The organism is Butyrivibrio hungatei NK4A153, assembly GCF_000424465.1.
Lineage (GTDB): Bacteria > Bacillota > Clostridia > Lachnospirales > Lachnospiraceae > Butyrivibrio > Butyrivibrio hungatei_A.
On record NZ_AUJY01000026.1, the window covers coordinates 1 to 22,139 of the forward strand.

Genomic DNA, 22,139 nt, shown 5'->3' on the forward strand with positions numbered 1-22,139 from the left:
AATCATGCTGTTAGCGAAAAGACTGCGCCGTTCAAGCGGAGAAATCGCAGAAATCAATTTGCAATAACCCCCGCTCTCAATTCGCCGTTTGACAAATTTAGCGCTTACATATATTCTTCTTTTTTAACATATATATAGAAATCTGAAATGGAAGTATTTTCTCCGTCAATACCATCAAATGGATACTTATTTTTAATATATTTATACAGTTCCCAGTTTTCAGAATACTGCTTATGACTTTGTATCCAGTCTGTAAACTTCCTATTTCTACAGTGGTTTCCCTCAACATAATTATCATCAATGTTTGACGAATAAATTACCAACATTTTTTTACAAGATTCAAAAATTTTTTTCATATAATCCTCAAATACATCATCTTCAACCAAATGAAATATGACATCTAATGAAACAACCATATCTGCCATAGATGGGCTAAATATTTTATCACCAGTCCAATAAAACTGTTTTGTATTATCATTAGTATATTTCTTTTTGCATAATTCTATTGCAGTTTTTGATACATCATATCCTATATACTGGGGATACTTCATTAAAGACAATTGATTACCATCACCACATCCCCATTCAATAACCGTTGAAATATTAGCGTCCTCAATAAGCCCATTAACTATCTCCGCCTTAAAATCCGCCAATCTATTATAAGAACCCGCACCACTATTCCCCCCTTTTTTGTATCTATTTTCCCAGTAATTTGCACTCCCATTCCACTTATTTTTTTTAATACTAAACATTATACAGTTCCCCTTCCTTGTTTATGAAAAATAATAGTAAATTCAAACTAAATAATAACCATTCTGCGTTTTCACGACATTTTTAACGCTTTAATGATCCAACTTTTTATGCTCTAATTCATGTACTACTTTGAAAATCTCTCCCACTAAATGAATATACTCCTGTCGATATAAAATCATAAGAACGCCAATCACCATAAAGCTAATAGCGAAGTATTGAGAAGCATTTTCAAATACAAATAAAAAAACCGATATCAATATAAGTAAAATATAGCTGACAACGTCTCTGACAATATACATTTTAAATAAAATATATTTTCTTACGAAGAAAAGACGCACACACCATATAAAGATATAAGTTATCAAAGTTGATACTGCTGCTCCCATAGGTCCAATACATCTAACCATTGCTATACTAAGTAAAAGATTAATAACAGCCCCTATCACAGTCGTAATACCATTTAGTTTAGTATCTTTTGCAGCACAGAACACTCCCTCCATTAGTCCTGCCATTGCTCCAAACACAACTGAAATAGTCAAAAATGGAGTGTAAATCCATGCATCAAAAAAATCCTTGGCGAAAAGAAGCCTAGATATTTGTTTTGAAAAAATGACTATCACTGCACAAACTATTACCATTACAGAATTATATATATTGTATGTTCTAGAAAAAAAACCACTTTTGTCACTTGGATCATATTCCTTAACCGAGGACAATAACCAAGCCCTGTTAAAAATCGTCTGTAAAACACATAGTACTGAAGGTATTTTGTAAGCGATAGAATATATACCATTTGCCTCAACACCTACAATCGACGTAACCACTAATCTATCAGAAGCATCAGTCACCCACCATCCTATGGAATTAAATATAGTAGGAACACTATATTTAAAAACTAAAAACCTTATATGATTATTTGATTTCTTAACAACTATATAACTCCATAACCTAGCCCTTAATGTCAAATATATTATAGCGGCTATTCCAGATAGAATTCCTGCTATAAAATAGCCCCAAAGTCCCCATTTCAAAACAGCTAACAACAAAATATTCATTGACAGCCCAACAACGCTTGAAACCACGCCTGCTATTGCGAAATCTTTTATTCTATCAATTCCCCTAATAAAACTATAAACCAATTGGCTAACCGCATTAACATTGAACATAAGAATGAAAAAAAAACAATATTCATCAATAATTGTTACTAGCTGAAAGTAATGGTTTAATAACACTCCAATAAATAACAATATTGTACTAACAAGAACCGTTTGTAGGCCAAGCGAAAAAATCTCTTTTTGTTGTTCAAGACTTGTATCCAATGAAAATCTTAAAACTCCCTCTTGAATATTTAGCGATAGAATAGGTATCAAAATGGTAACAATTGTTGAAATCAACTCGTATATACCATATTCCGTTGGCGTAAGTATTCTGGTATAAAATGGAACAAGAAAAAACGCCAAAATTTTGGTTGACAAAAAACCAAATGTCAATATCCCTATATTCTGTAACAAATATCTATATCCAGATTTGCTCATTTATTTGTTTTCTCCATATATAAAAGCTTGAACAGGCCATTCAAACAACAAAACTACTATTACATAGTTGATATTCCTGCCCTTCAGGCCGAATGTCATCTTCTTATTACTTAAGCTGTTAGAATAAAAATGGCAATGAGGAAACTGGAATTAACCATTGCTAATACATCTCAAAGCAGTATTTTAATAACCTCAGTTGGTATTGATATCTCTAAAGGTAAAAACACTGTTACAATCCACAGCCCCAGTGACGAGATTGTTCTTCCCCCTGTGATACCCGTCCCATATAAAATTTGCAAGATACAACGAACGTAATTCCATATTTCAAAAATGATGGTAATGGGTAGCATTAGCCCCTTTGAGCCATCAGGAACTATAAACAGCAACCTGAGCTGAGATCTACTCGGGTGACAAACTAAAAGATCTTTAACACCATGGTAAAGAAAAGTTCAAAAGTCAGATACATTTATGATGGAAAAAGATTATCCGCATTTATGGTAAACGCTGAAATATAGAGTTGTTTTTCAAGGCCTGCAAATAAACTCTTAACCTTGTTGTAAAATGCAGAAGTCTCTTATATGATGCACCAACAGCACATATAGCAATTGTATTTACAAATATATGTTACTGGCAATAACCAATCGCCAAAATAAGGATTTGCGCACACTGGAAGAATTCTTCTTCCTTGTGGATGCAATGGAAGATATAATCCTCTCGCATGCTATGGAACTTATACTCCATGTCATGTTTGAAAATATATGCAAAAACTTCAATTTCACCGGAGTTCAAATGTAGTCATTCATTAATGACTTCCTTGCTGATTTGTCAAGATATATGCGTAGTGCAAGCTACATATGCTTTTATTTTAGCTAAACTATTTAATTTCCAAGGTGCAAGTCCAATTTTATATGGAAAAATTTAGTAATGTACAATTTGTATTTCATGTATACGCCATCTAATAATAATCAACATTAGTATTATTATTCATGCCATATGGCATAATCACACAAATTAATTCCAAAATAATCCTGTGCAAGCATAATGCTCTTATCATTTCCGCCATGTAAACAATTAATAATCTTAAGTGCCCCCTCACTTTCTTTTATTATTTCTTTTGGCATAATCTGTTTTCCTGGAACAAATACAATTTTAGTGTTGCTCGTTAATGCAAGAAATTTAATCCAAATGTCATCTGCGCTTGGACATAATTTCATAGCATTTTCTATATTGAAATCTACCTTTGTGAAAACCCCCGGCGGAAATAATGTTCCAGCACCGGTTGTTGCTAATAGTGAATGACAAGGAACTACACATTTCGTATATTCATAGTCCCAATTATCATAATTAAGTAATATATTATTCTTTGTTTTTCTCATCCGATGTACTCTTTTAGCTGAAATACAATCAGGATATTTTTGATATGATTGTAAAAGCTGTTTTATCATATCTCTTTCATATAACAAATCATCATCAACAGTAATTACTATTGAATGTGGAAAATCTTTTAAAGCATAGTATATTTTCTTATAAGATTTGACATTTCCATTACAATATTGTATTTCTAATCCCTTCTTTTTTAGCCTTACTATTTCCGGAGGCAACATGACTCCTTTTGAATCCTCTCCAAGATATAAAATTATCATGTCAGGTTTATAACTTTGATGCAGTAAACTTCGAATAGTCAGATAAAGTGTATTAAATCTTTGAGGATAGCTTGTGAGAGATACAATTACTTTCTCATTCCTTTTATTTTTCTTTAATGAGCCTACAGGAAGAATCCTCTCGGTAGCTATCGCTCTTATTCGCTCGGGATCATCTATCACAGCCCTAATTATGCTAGGCGCATATTTTAAAATTATTTTTTTACATCTAAATTCCCAAAACATATCAAGCTTAAAAAGTAACTCAAAAAAATCTAACCGTACTGAAAATAGTGTTTTTTTATCCAAATTATATGGCAAAAAAATTGAATCCTCCCAGCCAAAAACGTACTCCTTATCATACACTTCAATTTCTCTAAAACCGCAACATTCACTACAGTTTTGAAGAATGCATATTTTTACCGATGAAACCAATTCATCTATTTGTATAGAAACAGCTTCAACAAGCTTGCCTGTTAATGATATTTGTTTCTTCCATCGCCCCGCTTCAATAGATATCCTACTTATATACTCGCTAGTTTTCAAAGATTGATGAAATACCACATACTTAACATTTACACTTTCTTCAAAATATATGATAATACTTTTTTTTTCATCTTTAGCATCTGGAACCCATGTACAACATAAATAATCCTTAGAACTATCATGCATACTACATATGTTACTACTATCTATATATTTGAAGTCATTTAAAAAAGTCGGATTACCAGAAGACACCTCTATTCTAGCCCTCAATGCCAAATTATATGTCGGCTTGTAATAATATATAGCATCCGCATTTACAATTTGTGGAAAATGCAAAACTGCTGCTTGCGACTTATAGATTTTTAACCATTGATATACTGGTGATTTCCAAAATAGCATTGGATACATTTCCTTATTAACATTTATCCTTACTGCCATCTTGGTATCATAATAATTAAAAAAAGAACTATCTGATTCATGAAAAGCAATTTCAGTTGTTTCTTTCATTGGCCTAGTAAAATAATCTGCTATACCACTCCATACTCCAACGTAGGAAAATTTTTTTAAATATATTGGTTTAAAACTGCTGTTTTCTTTGACTAATTCACCTATAATTTCATCAGAAATAATAGATACCATTCTATGATCCGGATGACTGTCATAATCATTGCATATTATTATATCGGGATTGACTTTCTTTATGCAGCTTTTTAAATCATTTTTTAATGAGCTAAATTTATATGGACTGTGCTTTCCTCTAAAAAGCATTGCAAAATCGACAGAATTCCCCACTCCATATGTTTTATCTTTTCCAGCTTTTGATATAACAATTTCATCTTTTTCTCTTGTATCATAAATATGTTTACAACAATTATCTCCACTTCCCACACCGTAGCCTAGATAATATACATGACTAATTCCCTGTAACTTGCAAGAATCAGCTGCCTCCATCATCCTTTTCTTAGTCTTTTCAGAATAATAATCTCCATTAGTCACAAATATCACAGATGTTTCTATTTGTTCTTTCACCGCTCTTGAATTAATTGTTCCAAAAATATTAATTTCATCATCTTGATGTGGAACTATGAGTAAAAGCTTCTTCATTTAAGCAAACTCCATCCTTTCCTTAAATAATTCACACACCATTTAGGCTATTATATAGATAAAAATGTATACCAGTATTCATTATTATCCATCTTATACTCAGTAATACCTTTATATTTTTTTAGAATATTACTATCTTCATATGTAGAAATAATAATGTCGTTTTCTTTTATATTTTCTGGAATCATATCTACAACTTTATACCTATTAAAATAAAATTGTGCAACTGCATATATTTTCCAATTATTATCTTTATCAGAAGATTCGTTTATATAAATATCACCTATTGTTATATTTGAATTCTCAATTACTTCTTTCATTTTATATGATGCATCAATACCAGCGAACACCTTACCTCTAACATCCAAATCATAATTAAATGTTTTATTATACATCTCGCAACAAAGTAGTATAGTAAGAGCTATAATTGCATACTGCTTTTTTTCGATATACAATAAGAATCCAACAAAAACACTTATCGCTAACCCAATTAGTACTAAACAATAGTAATAATTATTATCTAAATTATCCCCTCTTTTATATCCTGTTATTCCTGCAAACAAAGAAGCTGCATCACTGTTTCTATTTACCAAAGGAATTATCACAAAAGAAAAAAAGATAGTATTAAAAATCATTATTGCCAAGCTATATCTTAAAACAATCCTCATTTTTTCAACATGATTGAATAGCCATGATAATGACGCAAACAATAATGGTGAAGCAAATACTCCCCAATATCGAACATTACATAAAGACTTAAATGCATAGTATACGTTCACATCTTTTTTTTCCCAAACATCATACATACTAGTAGCCCATCCCGAAAAAAGCAATGATAAAATAACTGCTCCTATACACATAATAGGCACCACAAAAAAAACAAAATAATCAACATTGATTTTTTTTCTTTGGAAGATAATTCCATACAAAAAGAAAACAATCACTATTTCACTAATGGCAAACACTCCGCAAGTAATCATCTGCTCAGAAGATAACATGCCTAGAACCATATCAAGCCACACATTCCATGTTATAGGATCAAATAGATTCATTGGCATTTTTACTATTACGGTAGCATTTCTTAACTTGTCACCACCATTGTTCCATACTTCTAATTGATATATAGCGATAAATTTTTCAATTATATATTTAAATATTACTGACAAAACCACTAAAAATAATAATCCGTATCGTTTATAAAAAAACGAAAAAAAAACCATCAATATCGCTATAGCTATACAAGGTACTAATGCTCGCGTATGTATCGTTAGCGTATACATGCTTATTACTAATATTGCTCCAGAAAGCATAAATCTTTTATGCATCTCTTCTTCGTGAATAAATTGACACAAAATAAGTAATAAAATCCAAAAAAACGTCTCTAAAGCAATATCATTCGACAGGTTACCAAGTCCAGAATAGCACAGCATTGGCGCAACAAAAGCTAGTATTTGTGAATCTTTTTCATCGTTATGAAAGAGATTATTTGATATATAATAAGCTATTGGAACTATAGCTATCCTCAGAATAGCAGTTAATACTCTAATAATCTGATATATAACAAAAGGATTATCAGTTATTTTAAACACCCAAAAAAAACTCCAGTACCATCCAAATCCATAATATCCACAATTTTGTATTACCCCTGACCAATCTAGTCCAGCTATTTTAGCTGAACTGACAAGGGCTCCTAGCTCATCAGTGGTAGTATGTAATGGTTTTCCAATCATAGTAATTCCAATGCATATAACCGCATGAAACAAAATCATCAATAAAAGAATACGTCTCTTCTCTATAAAGTGGTTTCTTAGCACAGATTTTACTCCCATATATTTCTTCACTATTATTCTAATGATGAATTAACGTTTTTTAGTTGACTCATGCAAAAATCCATAAATAACTTAGCAGTTTTTATTTCGCCATAATTATCCATTGCATATTTCTGGCCTCTTAATGCTACTTCTATATATTTTTCTTTTTCAGCCAACACTTCTACTATTTTGTCAGCTGCTTCATCTTCATTATTAAAAAGCAATCCTGTATTTCCATCCGTAACTATTTCTTTTGTGCCGCCTGCATTCCTAGCAAGAACTAAGCATCCAGCTGCCATTGCCTCTACTGTAACTCTTCCAAATCCTTCTGAAAAAGAGTTCATTATGAATATATCTGCATCATTCAGATATTGATTTATGCAATTTGTATAATCGACTATTTTAATATTCTGCTCTAATTCATATTTCGTTATGAGACTTTTCATTTCATCAATATACTTATTATCTCCTCCTCCCACAAAAGTCATTACAAAATTATCAGCGCCATGATCTCGCAATCTTTTCATAATCTCTATTGAATTTTTAGTTCCTTTCCCATCTTTAAAAGTACCTATTTGTATAATATTTATATTTTTCTTCTTAAAAAGATCATGTTTTTCATAGTAGAATTCTTGAACATTTATTCCCACATGAAACATTACTTCACTTTGAATATCATATAACGCTATATATTTTTCTCTAACAAATCCCGAGTTAAAAACCACCCCATCTGATTTCTCTATAATATCTTTAATAAGTCCTTTATCTCTATATTCAATCTGGAAATCTTCTTCCATCATTTCTCTGATATATTGTATATGTGGAATCCTTTTATTAATCGCCGCAGCCCCACCTACACTTACTGCGGTCGAATTACTACATATTAAACTAAAATGTTCTTTACTAATGTATTTCCCAATTTTATTAACTGCAAACTGATTTATAAGATCATATATGAAATATTTAAAAGAATAGCCATCTGTAACTTTTTTATAATCATTCCTATAAAGCATATTTTTATATCTAACACCATTTTGTTCAAATAAATCACAAGCTTTATTCTTTTTTCCGTGTTTTAATGGAACTAATACCTGACATTGTATCTCAGGAAAGATATAGTTTATTCCCTTGATTAACGAAATCAAACTTCTAGTAGCTCCTCCAACTCCAAATTCATGTGATACAAAAAGGATACTATCTATATTTACCCCCATTACTAGCTCCCCATATTTTTATTAGTCATGTTCAAAAGCAAAAATCAATAATTTTCGAATATAGAATCAGCATTTACTAAAGCCTCTTTAATTGCTTCAAGATATCCATATCTATTCTTTTTATCAGGTTCTAAATATCCCCCTTCAGCCCATTCATTCCAAGCAAACACAAACAAAAAATCCTTGGCATATTGCTTTTCTGCTTTTTTTATTAATTCTTTAAAATATGCGCCAAATGATTTGCAAGAAACATTTTTATAGTATATCCCTCTACGCCCTCTTCTAGGAGTATTATCCCAATCAACAAACGCACACGGAACATCTTTTCTAGATTTTGGCTCATGTTTCAAAATTGCGGTCCAGTCTTTGTCATAATCCCTCGCCATTCCCCCAGTTTTTACAATAATAGTAGTGAAAACATTTGTATCAAGATGTTCTCCCAACCACCTAAAAACTTTGCGTTTAATCTCAACTATTTTTTTCATTTTTTTCGATTGAGCCCAATTCATAACAGATGACGGCTGATATTCAATGTGATAATCAAACATTTTATCTTTCCCATTCTCAAAATTAAAGAAAGCCTCATCAACTTTCTGATATGCAAAGCATAAACCTTTTAAGCCATACTCTTTAGCTTTTTCATTCCAAAAATAAAGCATTTCATCAATATTTTCTATGATATCCGGCCTATATATTACAAGTAACGGTTTACCATTAATCTTTATGTATCTATCATCAATAAAAAACTGATACAAATACTCAAAATGGTTCTCCCAATCATTACGATTACCATACTTTTGCTCAAAAAAAACCTCATAGTTTGTATTAGCTTTCCATTGATTTGTCCAATTCTCATTTGCCCAACATATGCAATAAGGAAATTTTATGTCTTTAGCCTCTAGCATCATTTCTAATGGTTTCTCAAGCAACAACTTACCATTAAACCAGTAATGATAAATACAAAAACCATATATACCATATTCTTTAGCAAGTTCAGTTTGCCACCTAATAACACTAATGTCCCGAAGGTCATAATAGTTATCATTTAGTGGCTCTCTAGGCTGGTATTGATCATCTTTATATTTTTTTGCTTTTTTTACATTTGTCCACTCCGTAAATCCAGTTCCCCACAACTTATCATTCTCTGGAATAGGATGAAATTGTGGCAAATAAAATGCTATGACTTTCAATATTAAAACTTCCTTCCTAAAAAGTACCTAGAATAATATATCCTTAACAAACATTTCCTGCTCATACTCGATACGTCTTATAGCCAGCTCTATTCCTGTCTTTATCCGATTTTCATATTCCTTAAGATTATTATCATCACATAAAAAGAATATTTCTTCTGCTATAGCAGCATCATCATTTGGTTCTACATATCTTACTGCTGCACCTAGAACTTCAGGAACAGCAGTGATGTTTGACGCTATAGATGTTTTTCCATAATATGCTGCCTCCAAAATTGGAAGTCCAAACCCCTCGCTTTTTGTAGTATATAGAAGAAACTTACATCCATTATAGAGTTTCGCCAATTGTATATTTGATACATACTGATCATGGTCAATTTCCCCTTTTACTTTTTGGTTTACTCTAGCACCATCGCATAGTCTATCGAATAGCTCATCCCCTATGCCTGTGACATACATTCTCAATAAACTTTCCGGATTTTTTTGTTTATATATCTGAAACCCCTTTAATGCATGTATTAAATTCTTTACACGCCTCCCGCCACTCACAAATAAAACATAGTCATTTGCAACATCACAACATCCGACATTGTTTATTGCATCAACATCGTTTGCATAATAGTATTTTACAGGTGCACGGGGATAAAGCATTATAATTTCTTGCATGGAATAGTTAGAGACAGTAAATATCTTGTCAACATTTTTTAAACATTTAACTACAATTCTTTTTTGAAAAAGACTTCTTACTACAAAATAAGCCAACCTTTTCAATACCGGTGACAAAAATAGTAGTTTTGACATTCCTTGGTAGTAATATTTTTCATCTTTATCCCATTCATATTTAAGCCAACGAAGATCATGAATTGTTACAAATACCTTGATTGAACTATTTTTCTTCTTTAAAAGTACTATTTCTTTAAAGTCTCGCACCTTATAAATTAGTGGATAAAAAAGGATATCTCCTCTTTTAAAATCATAGTCAAGAATAGAACTAACCTTAACCCAAACAATATTGATGTATTTGCATAAGACCGGTTCGCTTGTATTACTAATTTCATACCAATCTGGATATAAAACGGTAAATTTTTGTTTTTTATCATACTCCGCCATTCTTCTAATTATTCTTCTAGCAAAATTTGCCCCTCCATCAGTCTTGTTTTTTTCTTTATACGGAGTAGAAAAAAATACGATATATATCATTTGATTTTCTCTCTATTTTCTTTTGTTGATGTTTAACAAAAAAACCTAGTAAATACGGCATTTGTTAAACAGTTTACGAGTTACATATATATCCCAAAGTAGGGTTATCTGGATATGAAGTGGCTTCTATGAGCCCATTTCTGATGATAAATGGTACAAAAAGAAGAACGTCATTGTTTTTTCTTTATGATGGCCTTCTTTTCTCCCTCTTCACCTACAGTAACTAACCTCTCATGTCTACCAGGATCATCGTCCTCTGACGAGTCCTAAATTCCTTCGTTCTGTTTATCCATAGTCGGGTGCTGCTCATGCTCCCACCTCAGGGTCATAGCCCTATAAAAAATGTCAACGCAGCTACTGGCTCTACTCTGTTGTATATACTTTTGCATTCCTGTTTCACAGCACCAATCATGGCGGACGCTTACCTGTTTACAGTACTAGTTGTTGCTTAAGCGGCTATAAGCTCGCTATTACGATGGATATCTGACATCATCTTGAACCTGTCATAATCCATACCTTTTGTTAATACCGCATAGAATACACGGATTAACTTGCAGCTAACGGCAATCATTGCCTGTCTACGCTTTAGCGGATTCTTAACTCTGGTAACGTAGTAATCATAGATTCCTCTGAACTCTTTGTTACTGGCAAGTAATGGAATCATTACCTGATACAGTATTCTTCTGAGCTTCCGTCTTCCTCGCTTGCTGATCCTAGATCTTCCTTTATGCTTTCCTGAGCTGTTTTCTACAAGCTCAAGTCCTGCATATTTCTGTATCTGTTTAGGTGACTTAAAACGTCTGATATCACCTACCTCAGCAATGAATCCTGCTATTGTAATTACCCCTACTCCTTTAATGGCGAGTAACTTCTCCACGTGATCCACTTTTAGGACTGTTTGTACAATTGCCTTTTCAACAGCCTCTAACTGTGAAATCCAAAGCCTGTGCTCTTCAAGCAGCATGTATAATTCGCTTCTTGTTCCGGCTCCACCATCAAGTCCGACACTATTGTGCGCAGCTTCTACCAGGGTCTTTGCCCTATCTTCAGTTACACCACGGCCACGCATCTTTTTATCATGCCAGATCTTTCTGATTCCGCTTACTCCAAGCGCTATTACATCTTTAGGCAGAGGTGCTTTTTCAAGCACCGCCAGACCACTTGTAGCATCAAACCTTGTGTAAATCCCTAAGTACTCAGGGAAGTGTATTGCAAGCCATCTCTGGATTCTGTTAGCAGATATGTTATGCTGCTTAACTATCCTGTCACGGCTGTATACCAAATCTCTTATCTCAGCATAAATGCCTTCTGGCATGTATGGAATTGAATACCTTCCATCTATTACCAGCTTTGCTATTGTCTTTGGATCCTTAGCATCTGTTTTCTTAGGGCTGTTATCATCCAGTTCTTTGATCTTCTTGACGGAGAAAGGGTTGACCATTACTAATGTCTTATCATGTTCACCTACATACTTCGCAAAAGCAAACCAGTAGTGACCCGTAGGCTCACAGCCTATCATAACTTTGGTCTTATTCTTTTCTGTCTTTATATTTTCAGCCCACTGATTAAATGTGTTGAATCCTTCAATGTCATTCCCGAATGAGAAAACCTTTCTTGTAAGCTCTCGGCCTCTGTTATCAAAAGCTCTGGCATAATGTGTCTGGCTTCCGATATCAATACCGATTACTAATGTTGAATCTGTTACTTGTTCGATTTTTTCATTCTGTGTATAATTCATGTGGAACCTCCGGTGTCTGATTGTTTTGTTACATCCGCCAAGATGCATCTCAATCTTACCTTGAGGTTCTTTTTTATTCAATTGGCGCTATTTATGAATTACAGGAATGCTCCCTAACATAATAAAACAAATATGAATACACCGTCTTTACGGTGCTATTAGAATACTCTCCCCGCCATACATAGCCTTAATCCAGCCCAATACATTATCGTTCTTCAGCATATCAATATATGAAGCTATCCATCCCACATTATCAAACGTCATGTTATTCTTATGAAGACTAATGTCTCTAAAACAATACTGATGATAGTATTTCACGTATTGTAAAAATAATACTCCGAAAGAACGTAAATCTTAATATTTTCCTTTTTAACCTGCCTTAAAACAGATTCATGTCTTCATCTGCATATATAACTTTGCGCTCTAGCATTACTTCTTGCCTTATGCATAGCTCTACATACTCATCAACTCGATATCCGACTTATGTGCATCATACGTTTACATACTTGCAACAATTTTCATTGTATGAAAATCTTTCACTCTGAGTCCGTTTTCATAATTCACACCCTTTCTGAATCATTTCGTGTTTTATAGAGAAACTCGTCATTCAATTCATACTTTCATCCACTTCAAGCCTTAACACTCTAAGTATGTTTTTCTTTTCGATATACTAAAATACCAAAGTAGTCTAAAAAAGCCCACTCAACATCATTCTTTGCTATAAATATTTCTACTTCATTACATATACTATTAATACAGTCATTATAACTAGCAGGGTAAGTGTTATCTATAGTTTCCCTTGATCCTTATACCATTCTACAGTTTTCTTTATCCCTTCCTCAAAATTCACCATAGGATTATATCCCAATTCTTTCTTAGCCTTACTAATATCAAAAGTCCTATCCATTATAGTAGACCTAATATTGGTCACGGTTGCAATTGGTTCTTTACCAATACGTGCACTAATAAGCTCTATTAATTTTGCTCCAAACAATGCAACCCATGCCGGAACATAAAAATATGGAGACCTCACACCAATGCTTTTTACTACTAGTTTTCTGAAATCATCCATCTTAATTGAGGACTCAGAAGCTACTATATATGTTTCACCAACAGTTCCTTTTTCCATAGCAAGAATTGCTGCATTTACTACATCAGTAACATATACTAGTGGAGTCAGATTTTTTCCTAAACCAACCTTTGGAAACGCCCCCTTTTTCATCAATCTGCAAAACTTATAAAACTCACCATATCCGCCAACACCATATATCATGCATGGACGTATAACTACAGTCGGGAATCCTTCACTTGCAGCTTGCGCAACAATCTTTTCGCTTCTATTCTTACTCTTCTGATATGGAGTAACCGGATTTGGAATTGAATTCTCATCCTGAATCGGTATTCCTATTAGTCCCATTGCTGCTGTACTACTAAAATGAACAAATCTTTCGAAATTCTTTCGTGAACTCAGTTCATCTATAATGTTCTTCGTACCACTTTCATTTACACCAACAAATAATTTGTAAGACTCTTCCGTCACGGCGGATACATGTCCAACAGCAGCCAAATGTATTGCATACTCAATGTTATTAGGAATCGCCTTAAGCGCAAAAGGATCTGTCACATCCCCTTCAATAAAAGTGACTGTATCTCCAAAAATTTTTTTACCTTTTTCTATGCTTCTTACTAGGCAAACTACTTCATATCCACGCTTTACTAACTCTGGAACCAAGCAGCTTCCTACAAACCCCGTTCCTCCGGTCACTAAAACCCTCATTTTTTCTTCAATCTCTTTCTATTATTTCAATCCAAACTGTATCGCCTTAACCCCAGCCTTCACCAATGTAGGAAAGTGCATTAGTTCATTACTATATGCCTGATTTGCCAACGGGCAAGCGCAGTTCTTTCCTTTTATATACTTTCTGACTTCTTTAGCTTCTTTTGAATGCCAAAGTTTCTGAAAATCATAGTTATAATCTCTAAGATTCCCCATCTGCTTATCATAACCAAGAACGCAGCATGGCCAAACACCACCATCGAAGTTGATATGGACATTTGATACTCCCGCATAGCAGGGAATAACTTGACGTTTCTCGGCAAGAATCCTTCCGGCAAGCTCATAGTAAACAACTCGCATAGCTTCTGTAGTTCTGGCAAGTCTCTTCTTCTTGCCTATATTTTCCTCAATCTTTCTGGAAAAATCTTTTATCAGACGCTGGTAAACATCCGCCGGAGGTGTTATTGGGTCTGTCAGATTAAAAAACTCTGTCCGACACTCCGCAACTTCATTTCTATAGCTCTCAATTCCTAGAGAATGTACAAAGTCCTCAATCTCATCAAGATCATTAATATTGAAATTTGAAATTACTGTTCCAAGTTCAAGATGGAAGTTATCATATTTTTCTTCAAGTTTTTTGAGCCCTTCTATTGTTTGCAGTAGTTTTTCAAAATTACCTTTAACACCGCGTATTTCATCATGCTTCGAACCAACACCATCAATAGATGGTTTAATAGTCACAGGAACAGTTGGATCGTATGCCCTTACTATCTGAATAATTCTTTCTGTATTATTGATAATCTTGTCAGATAAAATTGCATTAGTCGGACTGTGCACCACTCTCGGCTTAAGATATTTACAAGCAAGCGCTACAATCTCCGGAAGATCATCCCTAAGGAAGGGCTCTCCACCACTCATATTGAAGAAATATATAGGCTTCATAGATTTAAAAATTTTCTCAATCTCATCAAGCTTTAAGTCCCTATCTTTTCTAGTAGGATCCTGACAAAACATCTCTCCAATTTGGCAGGTCTTGCATCGTGATTGACATGCTGCTGTCACTGAATAAGTAAGCGTCATAGGATTAAAATTCTTATATCCAAACCACCTGTTTAACCTATAGCTTGACAAATACGGCATTAGCTTTGTGAACAGATCAGTTTTTTTCATTATTTTCTATATTGAATAGCCTTTCTATATTTTCGTTCATTCTGTCCCATGAAAAACGCACATTCTCCTGACTTACTCCTAGCTGAAAGTCACGTGCTTTATCATTTTTAAAGAAATTTGTTATGGCTTCTGTCAGAGCCTCCGAATCTTCCGTTTTAACAAGATATCCTGTTTTTCCGTCCGTCACAACATCCGGCAATCCTCCAACATTTGTTGCAATAACAGGCTTTTCAAATCCATATGCTATCTGTACAATCCCACTTTGTGTGGCTGATGTATATGGAAGAACTACTACATCACATGCTGCAAAGAATTTCTCAACTTCTTTGTCCGGAATATATCCATCATAAATATCAATCACATCTTTAACAGCGAGTTGGTCTATAAGTTCGATGTACTCCTCTTTATCATCACCAAAGTCACCTACAACAAGTAGTTTACAGTCAGACAGTTTTTCTTTTATCTGTGACATTGCTTTGATAAGGTAAGTAAGTCCTTTATATTTCCGTACAAATCCAAAAAAAAGAAGAATCTTTTCCTCTGGCCTAATTTTCAGAAGCTCTCTCGCTTTCTCTTTTGACATGTTCTGCATCTTAAATGCGTTATATGTCGGATGAACCGCACGTATATAATTTGCATTTGGAATAATAGTTTTTAGATCATTTTCATCCTGACTTGATTGAACGATATAGCAATTCCCTTTTTTCAAGGTTCTCTTTGTGAGCCATTTATCTAAAGGAAATCTTTCATGTGGAAAGACGTTATGACATATAAATAGTACTTTAGAATCCTTAATGTGTCCGGCAATTGCCTGATAACACGGAGCAAAGTATGGATGCCACCACTGAATGATAACTAAATCAGGTTTCAATTTATTTATCTTGTTTGCAGTAGCAATCCAATTTACGGGATTTGCTGTATTTATCACATACTGCGTGTTGTCAATTTTAAACGTATCATTGGAATAATCCCGTTGTTCTTTTTTATATAAAATTTTAGGGTATTGGAATGAATAAGATAGCAGAGTTACATCATACTTCTTAGATAAGGCTCTGAACATAAGCCCTGTATAATGTGAAATCCCACCTTTATATGGGTAAACCGGACCGATCAATACTATTTTCCCCAACTCCTTATTCAACGATGCTCCCCCTGATAGGTCAAGTTGTTTAAGTCTAGTGTTCTGTGTCTTTGAAATGCTTCAAATTACTTACTTCTTGGGTATAACAATATAAATACGGATATCTAAATGATGATTCTATTATCCGTCTATTACGGTACGTTGTCAATTTATATTTGCGAAAGTGGTAAATAAGACCCTATTCCAAAACAGGAATAAGGTCTCAATCTTATATCACATATTCAAGCTTATCCGCAAAATGTCCGAGGAACTTGACTGTTCGCTCGTCTTTGGGATTTTTAAGCACTTCTTTTGCTGTTCCTTCTTCAACTACTTTTCCGTCTGCAAGGAACATGATCTTATCGGCAACATCAAGAGCAAATTCAAGCTCATGCGTGACGATCACAGATGTTATGTGCTGTTCTTTGGAAATTCTTTTTATTATCTCAAGTACGTCCTGAACTTTCTCTGGATCGAGCGCACTTGTAGGCTCGTCAAAAAGTATCACTTCGGGATTTAACGCAAGTGCTCGCGCTATGCCCACTCTTTGCTGTTGACCTCCGGAAAGCTGTGAAGGGTAGTGATCCTTCCAGTCAAGCAGACCTACCTGAGCAAGATTCTCAATAGCAATCTTTTCCGCTTCATACTTATTTATCTTTTTTGCCTTGATGAGCGGAAGCGTTATATTCTGGAGCGCAGTCTTGTTTTCAAAAAGGCTGAAATTCTGGAAGACCATTGCTGTCGACTGTCTGATCTCAAGGATTTCTTTGCTCGTTAGTTTTGCAAGGTCGTAGCTCTTTTCCCCGATTGTAAGCGTCCCTTTATCGGGAGTTTCAAGGAGGTTGATGCATCTAAGGGCTGTGGATTTTCCTGCGCCCGAAGGTCCGATTATCGCTACTGTCTCTCCTTTATTAACTTCAAGGTCTATTCCGCTTAATATAGTTTTTGCTCCATATGACTTGTGCAATCCCTGTAGCTTTATCATCTTATTTTCTCCTTATGCGGTCTGCACTTTTCGCGAGTTATAGCTTAGCTTCTTCTCCGCATATTTCTGCAAATATGTAAGTCCCGTACTAAACAATAGATATATGAGCGCAACCTCTATGTAAAGAGCAAGCGGCTCATAGGTTGTGGCAACGATTCTCTGTGTCTTCATAAACATCTCGGTTATCGTGATGTTTGCTGCAAGTGATGTGTCTTTTACCAACGAGATAAAAGTGTTGAAAAGAGCGGGGATGCATGCCTTTATCGCTTGCGGAAGGACTATGAAATATATCGCCTGCCATGAGGTGAGTCCGCATGCAATCGCTCCTTCTGTCTGGCTCTTCGGCACAGAGATTATCGCTCCTCGTATCGTCTCGGAAGCGTATGCTCCTACGTTTAACGAAAATGCTATGATAGCTGACGGAAGTGCGGGAATATTAAGCCCTACTCCCGGCAATCCGTAAAAGATGATAAACAGTTGTACAAGTAGCGGCGTTCCTCTGAATACCCACACATAAAATCTAAAAAATTCAGAGAGTACTTTTATTTTCAGCACTCTGACCACCGCTACCACAATTGCCAGTATCATTCCGATTGCAAAAGAGATAAGTGTCAGCGGAATTGTAACTGTGATTCCGGCCAATACGATATTGGGTAGCGCCTTTATTATTATATCAAGTAGTCTTGTGCTCATATATTTCTCCGTCTGTCTGCAATATTACTTTGCAACTGTTATATCTTCTCCAAAATACTTTTCTGAAATGCTCTTAAGTGTTCCGTCATCTCTGATCTCTTTGAGTGCGGAGTTAACTGCTTCCTGAAGGTCGCTGTCATCTTTTCTGATAAGTATTGCAGATTCTGTTGCTTCATCGGAAGTTGCTACAACCTTGGCATTTGCATCGGGCTGATTTGCCTTATAGTCAAGGAATGTAACATTGTCATTTACTGTTGCATCTGCGCGTCCCTGAATTACAAGCTGGATTGACTCTGAAAATCCGTTTGTTGAAACGATCTTGCCGCCGTAGCTCTCTGCAAGTTCTGCCCAGTTACTTGTAACTGTGAGCGCAACGTCTTTTCCCTTGAGCTCTTCAAAGCTGTTTATATCTGTATTGTCACCGTTTACGATAACTACACCGTATACATATGTATATGGATCTGAGAAAAGATATTTCTCTTTTCTCTCATCTGTGATTGAAACCTGGTTTGCGATGGCATCATACTTTCCTGCATCAAGTCCTGCGATGATTCCGTCCCACTGAGTCTCTGTAAACTTTGCTTCAAGGCCGAGCTTATCTGCAATCGCCTGTGCAACTTCTATATCAAAACCTGTGAGCTTGTCGCTGTCATCGTGGAATGAATACGGCGCGTAGGTTCCTTCTGTTGCAAAAGTGATATATCCGTTTTCTTTTGCTGTCTCGTAGGTTGTCTTTGCTCCCGCTTCTTTAGCCTGTCCTGCTTCGCTTCCTGCCTCCGCTGATGCTTCTCCTGCTGTATTTGCCTCAGCTTCTGCCACCTCCGCATTTCCGCATCCTGTAAGTATTGTTCCAAAAACACTGACTGTTAATAGTGCTGCTGCTAACTTTTTCATAATATCTTTTCTCCTATACTTCTGTAATTCTCTGTCCGCTTGGGATGGAATCATAGTATCATCGGAGGCGCCTGTTGAAAATTCAATTGATTTTATGTCTGGCAATAAGGATTCATTATCGCGGGGTGTGGTATGAATCATTCACTGCTATGAGTATTTGATGCAAAGTATATAAAAGTATATAATTTAACCGAAAGTATATAGAAGTATATAAGCATTCACAAAGTATATAAATGTATATAGAAAGGAGCCACACATGGAACGAAATCCTTTTGTTATAAATTTTGGAAAAGTCCCCAGTCAGTATATAAGCAGAGAGCTGATAATCGATGAGATTGTTCAGGAGATGACTGAAGAAGATTCGCAGAATACTTGCTTCATGCTTACGGGAACCAGAGGAAGCGGTAAGACTGTAACCATGACTGCAATTGAGAAAAAGATTTCCATGTCAGAGGACTGGATCGTAATAAGACTGAACGCTGAGAGAAATATGCTCGAAAGCTTAGTAGGCAAGCTCTATGACAGCAGAGAATTCGTGACAAAATTTGTTGATGCAAATCTTAATCTTTCGAAGTTCGGAATTGGCCTTAATATCAAGACCAAATCTCCTGTTGCAGACATTGAATCCGCGCTCGAGATAATGCTGAAAGAAGTTCGAAAGAAAAAGAAAAAAGTTCTAGTAACTGTCGATGAGGTGTCAAACACCGCCTATATGAAAGAATTTGCGAGCAGCTTTCAGATTCTTATAAGAGAAGAACTGCCTATTTTCCTACTGATGGCAGGCCTCTACGAGAACATCAGCAATTTGAAAAACGCAAAGAATCTCACTTTTTTATACAGAACACCGCAATATGAGATGGAACCGCTAAACCTTACTTTAATTGCTGCGAAGTATTCAAAGGTATTCGGAATCGATAGAGAAAAAGCAATGGATATGGCGCTTATTACAAAGGGCTATCCCTTTGCTTATCAGGCCTTGGGTAAATACATCTGGGAAGAAAAAAATCATGAATTAACCGAATCTGTACTTATAAAATTTGATGAAGCACTTAGTCACTATGTTTATAAGAAGATGTGGTCAGAGCTGTCCGAAAAGGACAAATGGTTTATGTCATTTATAGTGAAAAAAGATGTCATGCCTGTTTCCGAACTGCTTGAACTAACCAAGCAAAAGAAAAACGAGTTCTCACAGTACAGGGAAAGGCTTAGAGATAAAGGACTTATCGATGTTTCAGGCAGAGGAATGATAAAACTTACTTTGCCCAGATTTGATGTATTCGTAAAAAATGAATTGAGATAATTTTTTCCGGAGGATAACTATGATAAGACTCGTTGAACTCAAAGATAAAGAATCATGGTACTCCCTCGATAAGCATCTACCTGAAGCGGTATTTGATGAAAAGGTAGCATGCAAGCAGGGGTATGTTTATGTTGAAGATGAAAAGGTTATCGGTGTGCTTAGATATAACCTTTTCTGGGACAATACGCCGTTTTGCACAATGCTCTTTATTGATTCTACTTATCGCAGTAAAGGCTACGGAAAGCAGATGATTGAATACTGGGAACAGGATATGAAATCACATGGCTACGGAATGATCATGACATCTACGCAGGTCGATGAGGATGCTCAACATTTTTATCGCAAGCTTGGTTACAAGGATTGTGGCGGATTTATCGTAGATATTCCGGGATATGAGCAACCTATGGAAATGATCATGATAAAGAAAATATAGATGCAATATGACTTACATTAAATAAAGTCAGCTGAACATTGTTTTTTGACATTTCTACATACTAACAACACGAGGATAGCATAATGACAGAAAAAGAATTATGGGCAGAGTTTTGCTCAAAAAAGAATGTTGATATAAACACACCTTACGAAGCATGGGGCTTTGGAGGTGTCGAAGAAAGTGATACAGATAAGCTTGCAGAATTGGTTTTACAGGGAAAGAAGTTTGGAACCGCAAGTTCATATGATGAATATGTCATGGAAGATATTACCGATGAGATTCCAAAGGTCGGAGATTACAGTGTAATCCTGAACAGCAAAGATGAGGCTGTATGTGTGATTAAAGACTATGATGTCTATATCAGACCTTTTGGAGATGTACCACCATTCCATGCTTATGCAGAAGGCGAAGGTAATATGTCGCTAGAGTATTGGCGCAATGTTCACACAAGTTTTTTCAAAGAATGTCTTGATGAGACAGATATGCCTTTTAATCAAGAGTCCAAAATAATATGTGAGAAATTCAGCGTTGAATATATTCCGAGCGAAAATCTACCGGATGAAGAACTTCTTTTTGTTGAACCTTCCATGAATTTTGAAAAAGAAATAGCGGCATATAGACAGGAAATGCTTGATGCTGATTCTTCTTTTGACGGATGTTTTTCTATGAAAAGAATGCCAAATATAAAAGAATATGTTGATCATTGCATTGAGTGGGCTAATCCCAGAAGGGAAGCAGATGAGCGTGGAGCCTGGGGAAATGTGCTTCTGGCCATAAGAAAGACTGATATGAAAATAGTTGGCTGCATGCAGGTTCACAACGTTCTCACTGAGAGAATGAAGAATTATACAGGACATGTTGGATATTCTGTTCGCCCATCAGAAAGAAGAAAGGGTTATGCAAAAAAAATGCTTGCTAAAGCAGTAGATTTTCTTTCGAGCTTTGGTTTTGAAGAAATCGTTGTCAGTTGCCTTCCTGAAAATGAAGCAAGTAAAAAAACTATTCTTTCTAACGGAGGCGAATATATAGAGACCGTTTTCTTGGATGAAGATAAAGTTTATCTGGAAAAATATAAGATTCAGATTTGACTTAATAA

General features: G+C 35.1%; 17 protein-coding genes. 3 read left to right on the plus strand and 14 right to left on the minus strand.

The features are described from left to right. Window positions 1-104: 104 nt before the first annotated feature. The 14 genes from G628_RS17060 to G628_RS0110075 form a co-directional block, all read right to left on the minus strand. Window positions 105-752, minus strand: coding sequence for a class I SAM-dependent methyltransferase (locus G628_RS17060; protein ID WP_051199136.1), 648 nt, complete (start codon window positions 750-752; stop codon window positions 105-107). A gap of 90 nt (window positions 753-842) precedes the next feature. Then, a complete protein-coding gene (locus tag G628_RS0110015; RefSeq protein WP_027209061.1) occupies window positions 843-2,288 on the minus strand; it encodes a lipopolysaccharide biosynthesis protein in 1,446 nt (481 codons plus the stop codon). Window positions 2,289-3,268: 980 nt separating this feature from the next. Further along, window positions 3,269-5,518: a PIG-L family deacetylase gene (locus tag G628_RS18170; protein ID WP_051199137.1), complete on the minus strand. Its 2,250-nt coding sequence runs from the start codon at window positions 5,516-5,518 to the stop codon at window positions 3,269-3,271. A 50-nt stretch (window positions 5,519-5,568) separates the two neighbouring features. Continuing rightward, window positions 5,569-7,347 carry a hypothetical protein gene (locus G628_RS0110025; protein ID WP_027209062.1) on the minus strand — a complete coding sequence of 593 codons (1,779 nt, stop codon included), beginning with the start codon at window positions 7,345-7,347 and terminating at the stop codon, window positions 5,569-5,571. Between the two features lie 14 nt (window positions 7,348-7,361). Beyond that, window positions 7,362-8,543, minus strand: a complete 1,182-nt coding sequence (locus G628_RS0110030) for a glycosyltransferase family 4 protein (RefSeq protein WP_027209063.1) — start codon at window positions 8,541-8,543, stop codon at window positions 7,362-7,364. Between the two features lie 44 nt (window positions 8,544-8,587). Then, on the minus strand, window positions 8,588-9,733 hold the full coding sequence (locus G628_RS0110035) for a glycoside hydrolase family 99-like domain-containing protein (protein ID WP_027209064.1): 1,146 nt from the start codon (window positions 9,731-9,733) through the stop codon (window positions 8,588-8,590). 27 nt (window positions 9,734-9,760) lie between these two features. Beyond that, a complete protein-coding gene (locus G628_RS0110040) occupies window positions 9,761-10,933 on the minus strand; it encodes a glycosyltransferase (RefSeq protein ID WP_027209065.1) in 1,173 nt (390 codons plus the stop codon). A 448-nt stretch (window positions 10,934-11,381) separates the two neighbouring features. Continuing rightward, the gene (locus G628_RS0110045) at window positions 11,382-12,671 is read right to left on the minus strand and encodes an IS110 family transposase (protein ID WP_026654089.1); all 1,290 of its coding nucleotides are present in this window, start codon (window positions 12,669-12,671) and stop codon (window positions 11,382-11,384) included. A gap of 787 nt (window positions 12,672-13,458) precedes the next feature. Further along, complete coding sequence (locus G628_RS0110050; protein WP_027209066.1) at window positions 13,459-14,448, minus strand: NAD-dependent epimerase/dehydratase family protein; 990 nt, start codon at window positions 14,446-14,448, stop codon at window positions 13,459-13,461. Between the two features lie 21 nt (window positions 14,449-14,469). After that, window positions 14,470-15,618, minus strand: coding sequence for a radical SAM/SPASM domain-containing protein (locus tag G628_RS0110055; RefSeq protein WP_027209067.1), 1,149 nt, complete (start codon window positions 15,616-15,618; stop codon window positions 14,470-14,472). Continuing rightward, the gene (locus G628_RS0110060; protein WP_027209068.1) at window positions 15,605-16,759 is read right to left on the minus strand and encodes a glycosyltransferase; all 1,155 of its coding nucleotides are present in this window, start codon (window positions 16,757-16,759) and stop codon (window positions 15,605-15,607) included. The genes G628_RS0110055 and G628_RS0110060 overlap by 14 nt, the downstream gene beginning before the upstream one ends. 208 nt (window positions 16,760-16,967) lie before the next feature. Beyond that, window positions 16,968-17,723 (minus strand): amino acid ABC transporter ATP-binding protein, encoded by a 756-nt coding sequence (locus G628_RS0110065; RefSeq protein ID WP_027209069.1) that lies wholly within the window; start codon window positions 17,721-17,723, stop codon window positions 16,968-16,970. Window positions 17,724-17,735: 12 nt separating this feature from the next. Beyond that, window positions 17,736-18,416: an amino acid ABC transporter permease gene (locus tag G628_RS0110070; RefSeq protein WP_027209070.1), complete on the minus strand. Its 681-nt coding sequence runs from the start codon at window positions 18,414-18,416 to the stop codon at window positions 17,736-17,738. A 24-nt stretch (window positions 18,417-18,440) separates the two neighbouring features. Continuing rightward, window positions 18,441-19,310, minus strand: coding sequence for an amino acid ABC transporter substrate-binding protein (locus G628_RS0110075; RefSeq protein WP_027209071.1), 870 nt, complete (start codon window positions 19,308-19,310; stop codon window positions 18,441-18,443). 256 nt (window positions 19,311-19,566) lie between these two features. Between G628_RS0110075 and G628_RS0110080 the strand changes: the two genes are divergently transcribed. The 3 genes from G628_RS0110080 (at window position 19,567) to G628_RS18955 (ending at window position 22,131) form a co-directional block, all read left to right on the plus strand. Next, the gene (locus G628_RS0110080) at window positions 19,567-20,610 is read left to right on the plus strand and encodes an ATP-binding protein (RefSeq protein ID WP_027209072.1); all 1,044 of its coding nucleotides are present in this window, start codon (window positions 19,567-19,569) and stop codon (window positions 20,608-20,610) included. A 19-nt stretch (window positions 20,611-20,629) separates the two neighbouring features. Next, complete coding sequence (locus G628_RS0110085; RefSeq protein WP_034500797.1) at window positions 20,630-21,043, plus strand: GNAT family N-acetyltransferase; 414 nt, start codon at window positions 20,630-20,632, stop codon at window positions 21,041-21,043. An 83-nt stretch (window positions 21,044-21,126) separates the two neighbouring features. Then, a complete protein-coding gene (locus G628_RS18955) occupies window positions 21,127-22,131 on the plus strand; it encodes a GNAT family N-acetyltransferase (RefSeq protein ID WP_196803748.1) in 1,005 nt (334 codons plus the stop codon). Window positions 22,132-22,139: the final 8 nt, after the last annotated feature.

Excerpts from the sequence above, each read along its gene's own strand:
- G628_RS17060 (WP_051199136.1), bottom strand. The coding sequence starts at position 752 with ATGTTTAGTATTAAAAAAAATAAGTGGAATGGGAGTGCAAATTACTGG.
- G628_RS0110015 (WP_027209061.1), bottom strand. The coding sequence starts at position 2,288 with ATGAGCAAATCTGGATATAGATATTTGTTACAGAATATAGGGATATTG.
- G628_RS18170 (WP_051199137.1), bottom strand. The coding sequence starts at position 5,518 with ATGAAGAAGCTTTTACTCATAGTTCCACATCAAGATGATGAAATTAAT.
- G628_RS0110025 (WP_027209062.1), bottom strand. The coding sequence starts at position 7,347 with ATGGGAGTAAAATCTGTGCTAAGAAACCACTTTATAGAGAAGAGACGT.
- G628_RS0110030 (WP_027209063.1), bottom strand. The coding sequence starts at position 8,543 with ATGGGGGTAAATATAGATAGTATCCTTTTTGTATCACATGAATTTGGA.
- G628_RS0110040 (WP_027209065.1), bottom strand. The coding sequence starts at position 10,933 with ATGATATATATCGTATTTTTTTCTACTCCGTATAAAGAAAAAAACAAG.
- G628_RS0110045 (WP_026654089.1), bottom strand. The coding sequence starts at position 12,671 with ATGAATTATACACAGAATGAAAAAATCGAACAAGTAACAGATTCAACA.
- G628_RS0110050 (WP_027209066.1), bottom strand. The coding sequence starts at position 14,448 with ATGAGGGTTTTAGTGACCGGAGGAACGGGGTTTGTAGGAAGCTGCTTG.
- G628_RS0110055 (WP_027209067.1), bottom strand. The coding sequence starts at position 15,618 with ATGAAAAAAACTGATCTGTTCACAAAGCTAATGCCGTATTTGTCAAGC.
- G628_RS0110065 (WP_027209069.1), bottom strand. The coding sequence starts at position 17,723 with ATGATAAAGCTACAGGGATTGCACAAGTCATATGGAGCAAAAACTATA.
- G628_RS0110070 (WP_027209070.1), bottom strand. The coding sequence starts at position 18,416 with ATGAGCACAAGACTACTTGATATAATAATAAAGGCGCTACCCAATATC.
- G628_RS0110075 (WP_027209071.1), bottom strand. The coding sequence starts at position 19,310 with ATGAAAAAGTTAGCAGCAGCACTATTAACAGTCAGTGTTTTTGGAACA.
- G628_RS0110080 (WP_027209072.1), top strand. The coding sequence starts at position 19,567 with ATGGAACGAAATCCTTTTGTTATAAATTTTGGAAAAGTCCCCAGTCAG.
- G628_RS0110085 (WP_034500797.1), top strand. The coding sequence starts at position 20,630 with ATGATAAGACTCGTTGAACTCAAAGATAAAGAATCATGGTACTCCCTC.
- G628_RS18955 (WP_196803748.1), top strand. The coding sequence starts at position 21,127 with ATGACAGAAAAAGAATTATGGGCAGAGTTTTGCTCAAAAAAGAATGTT.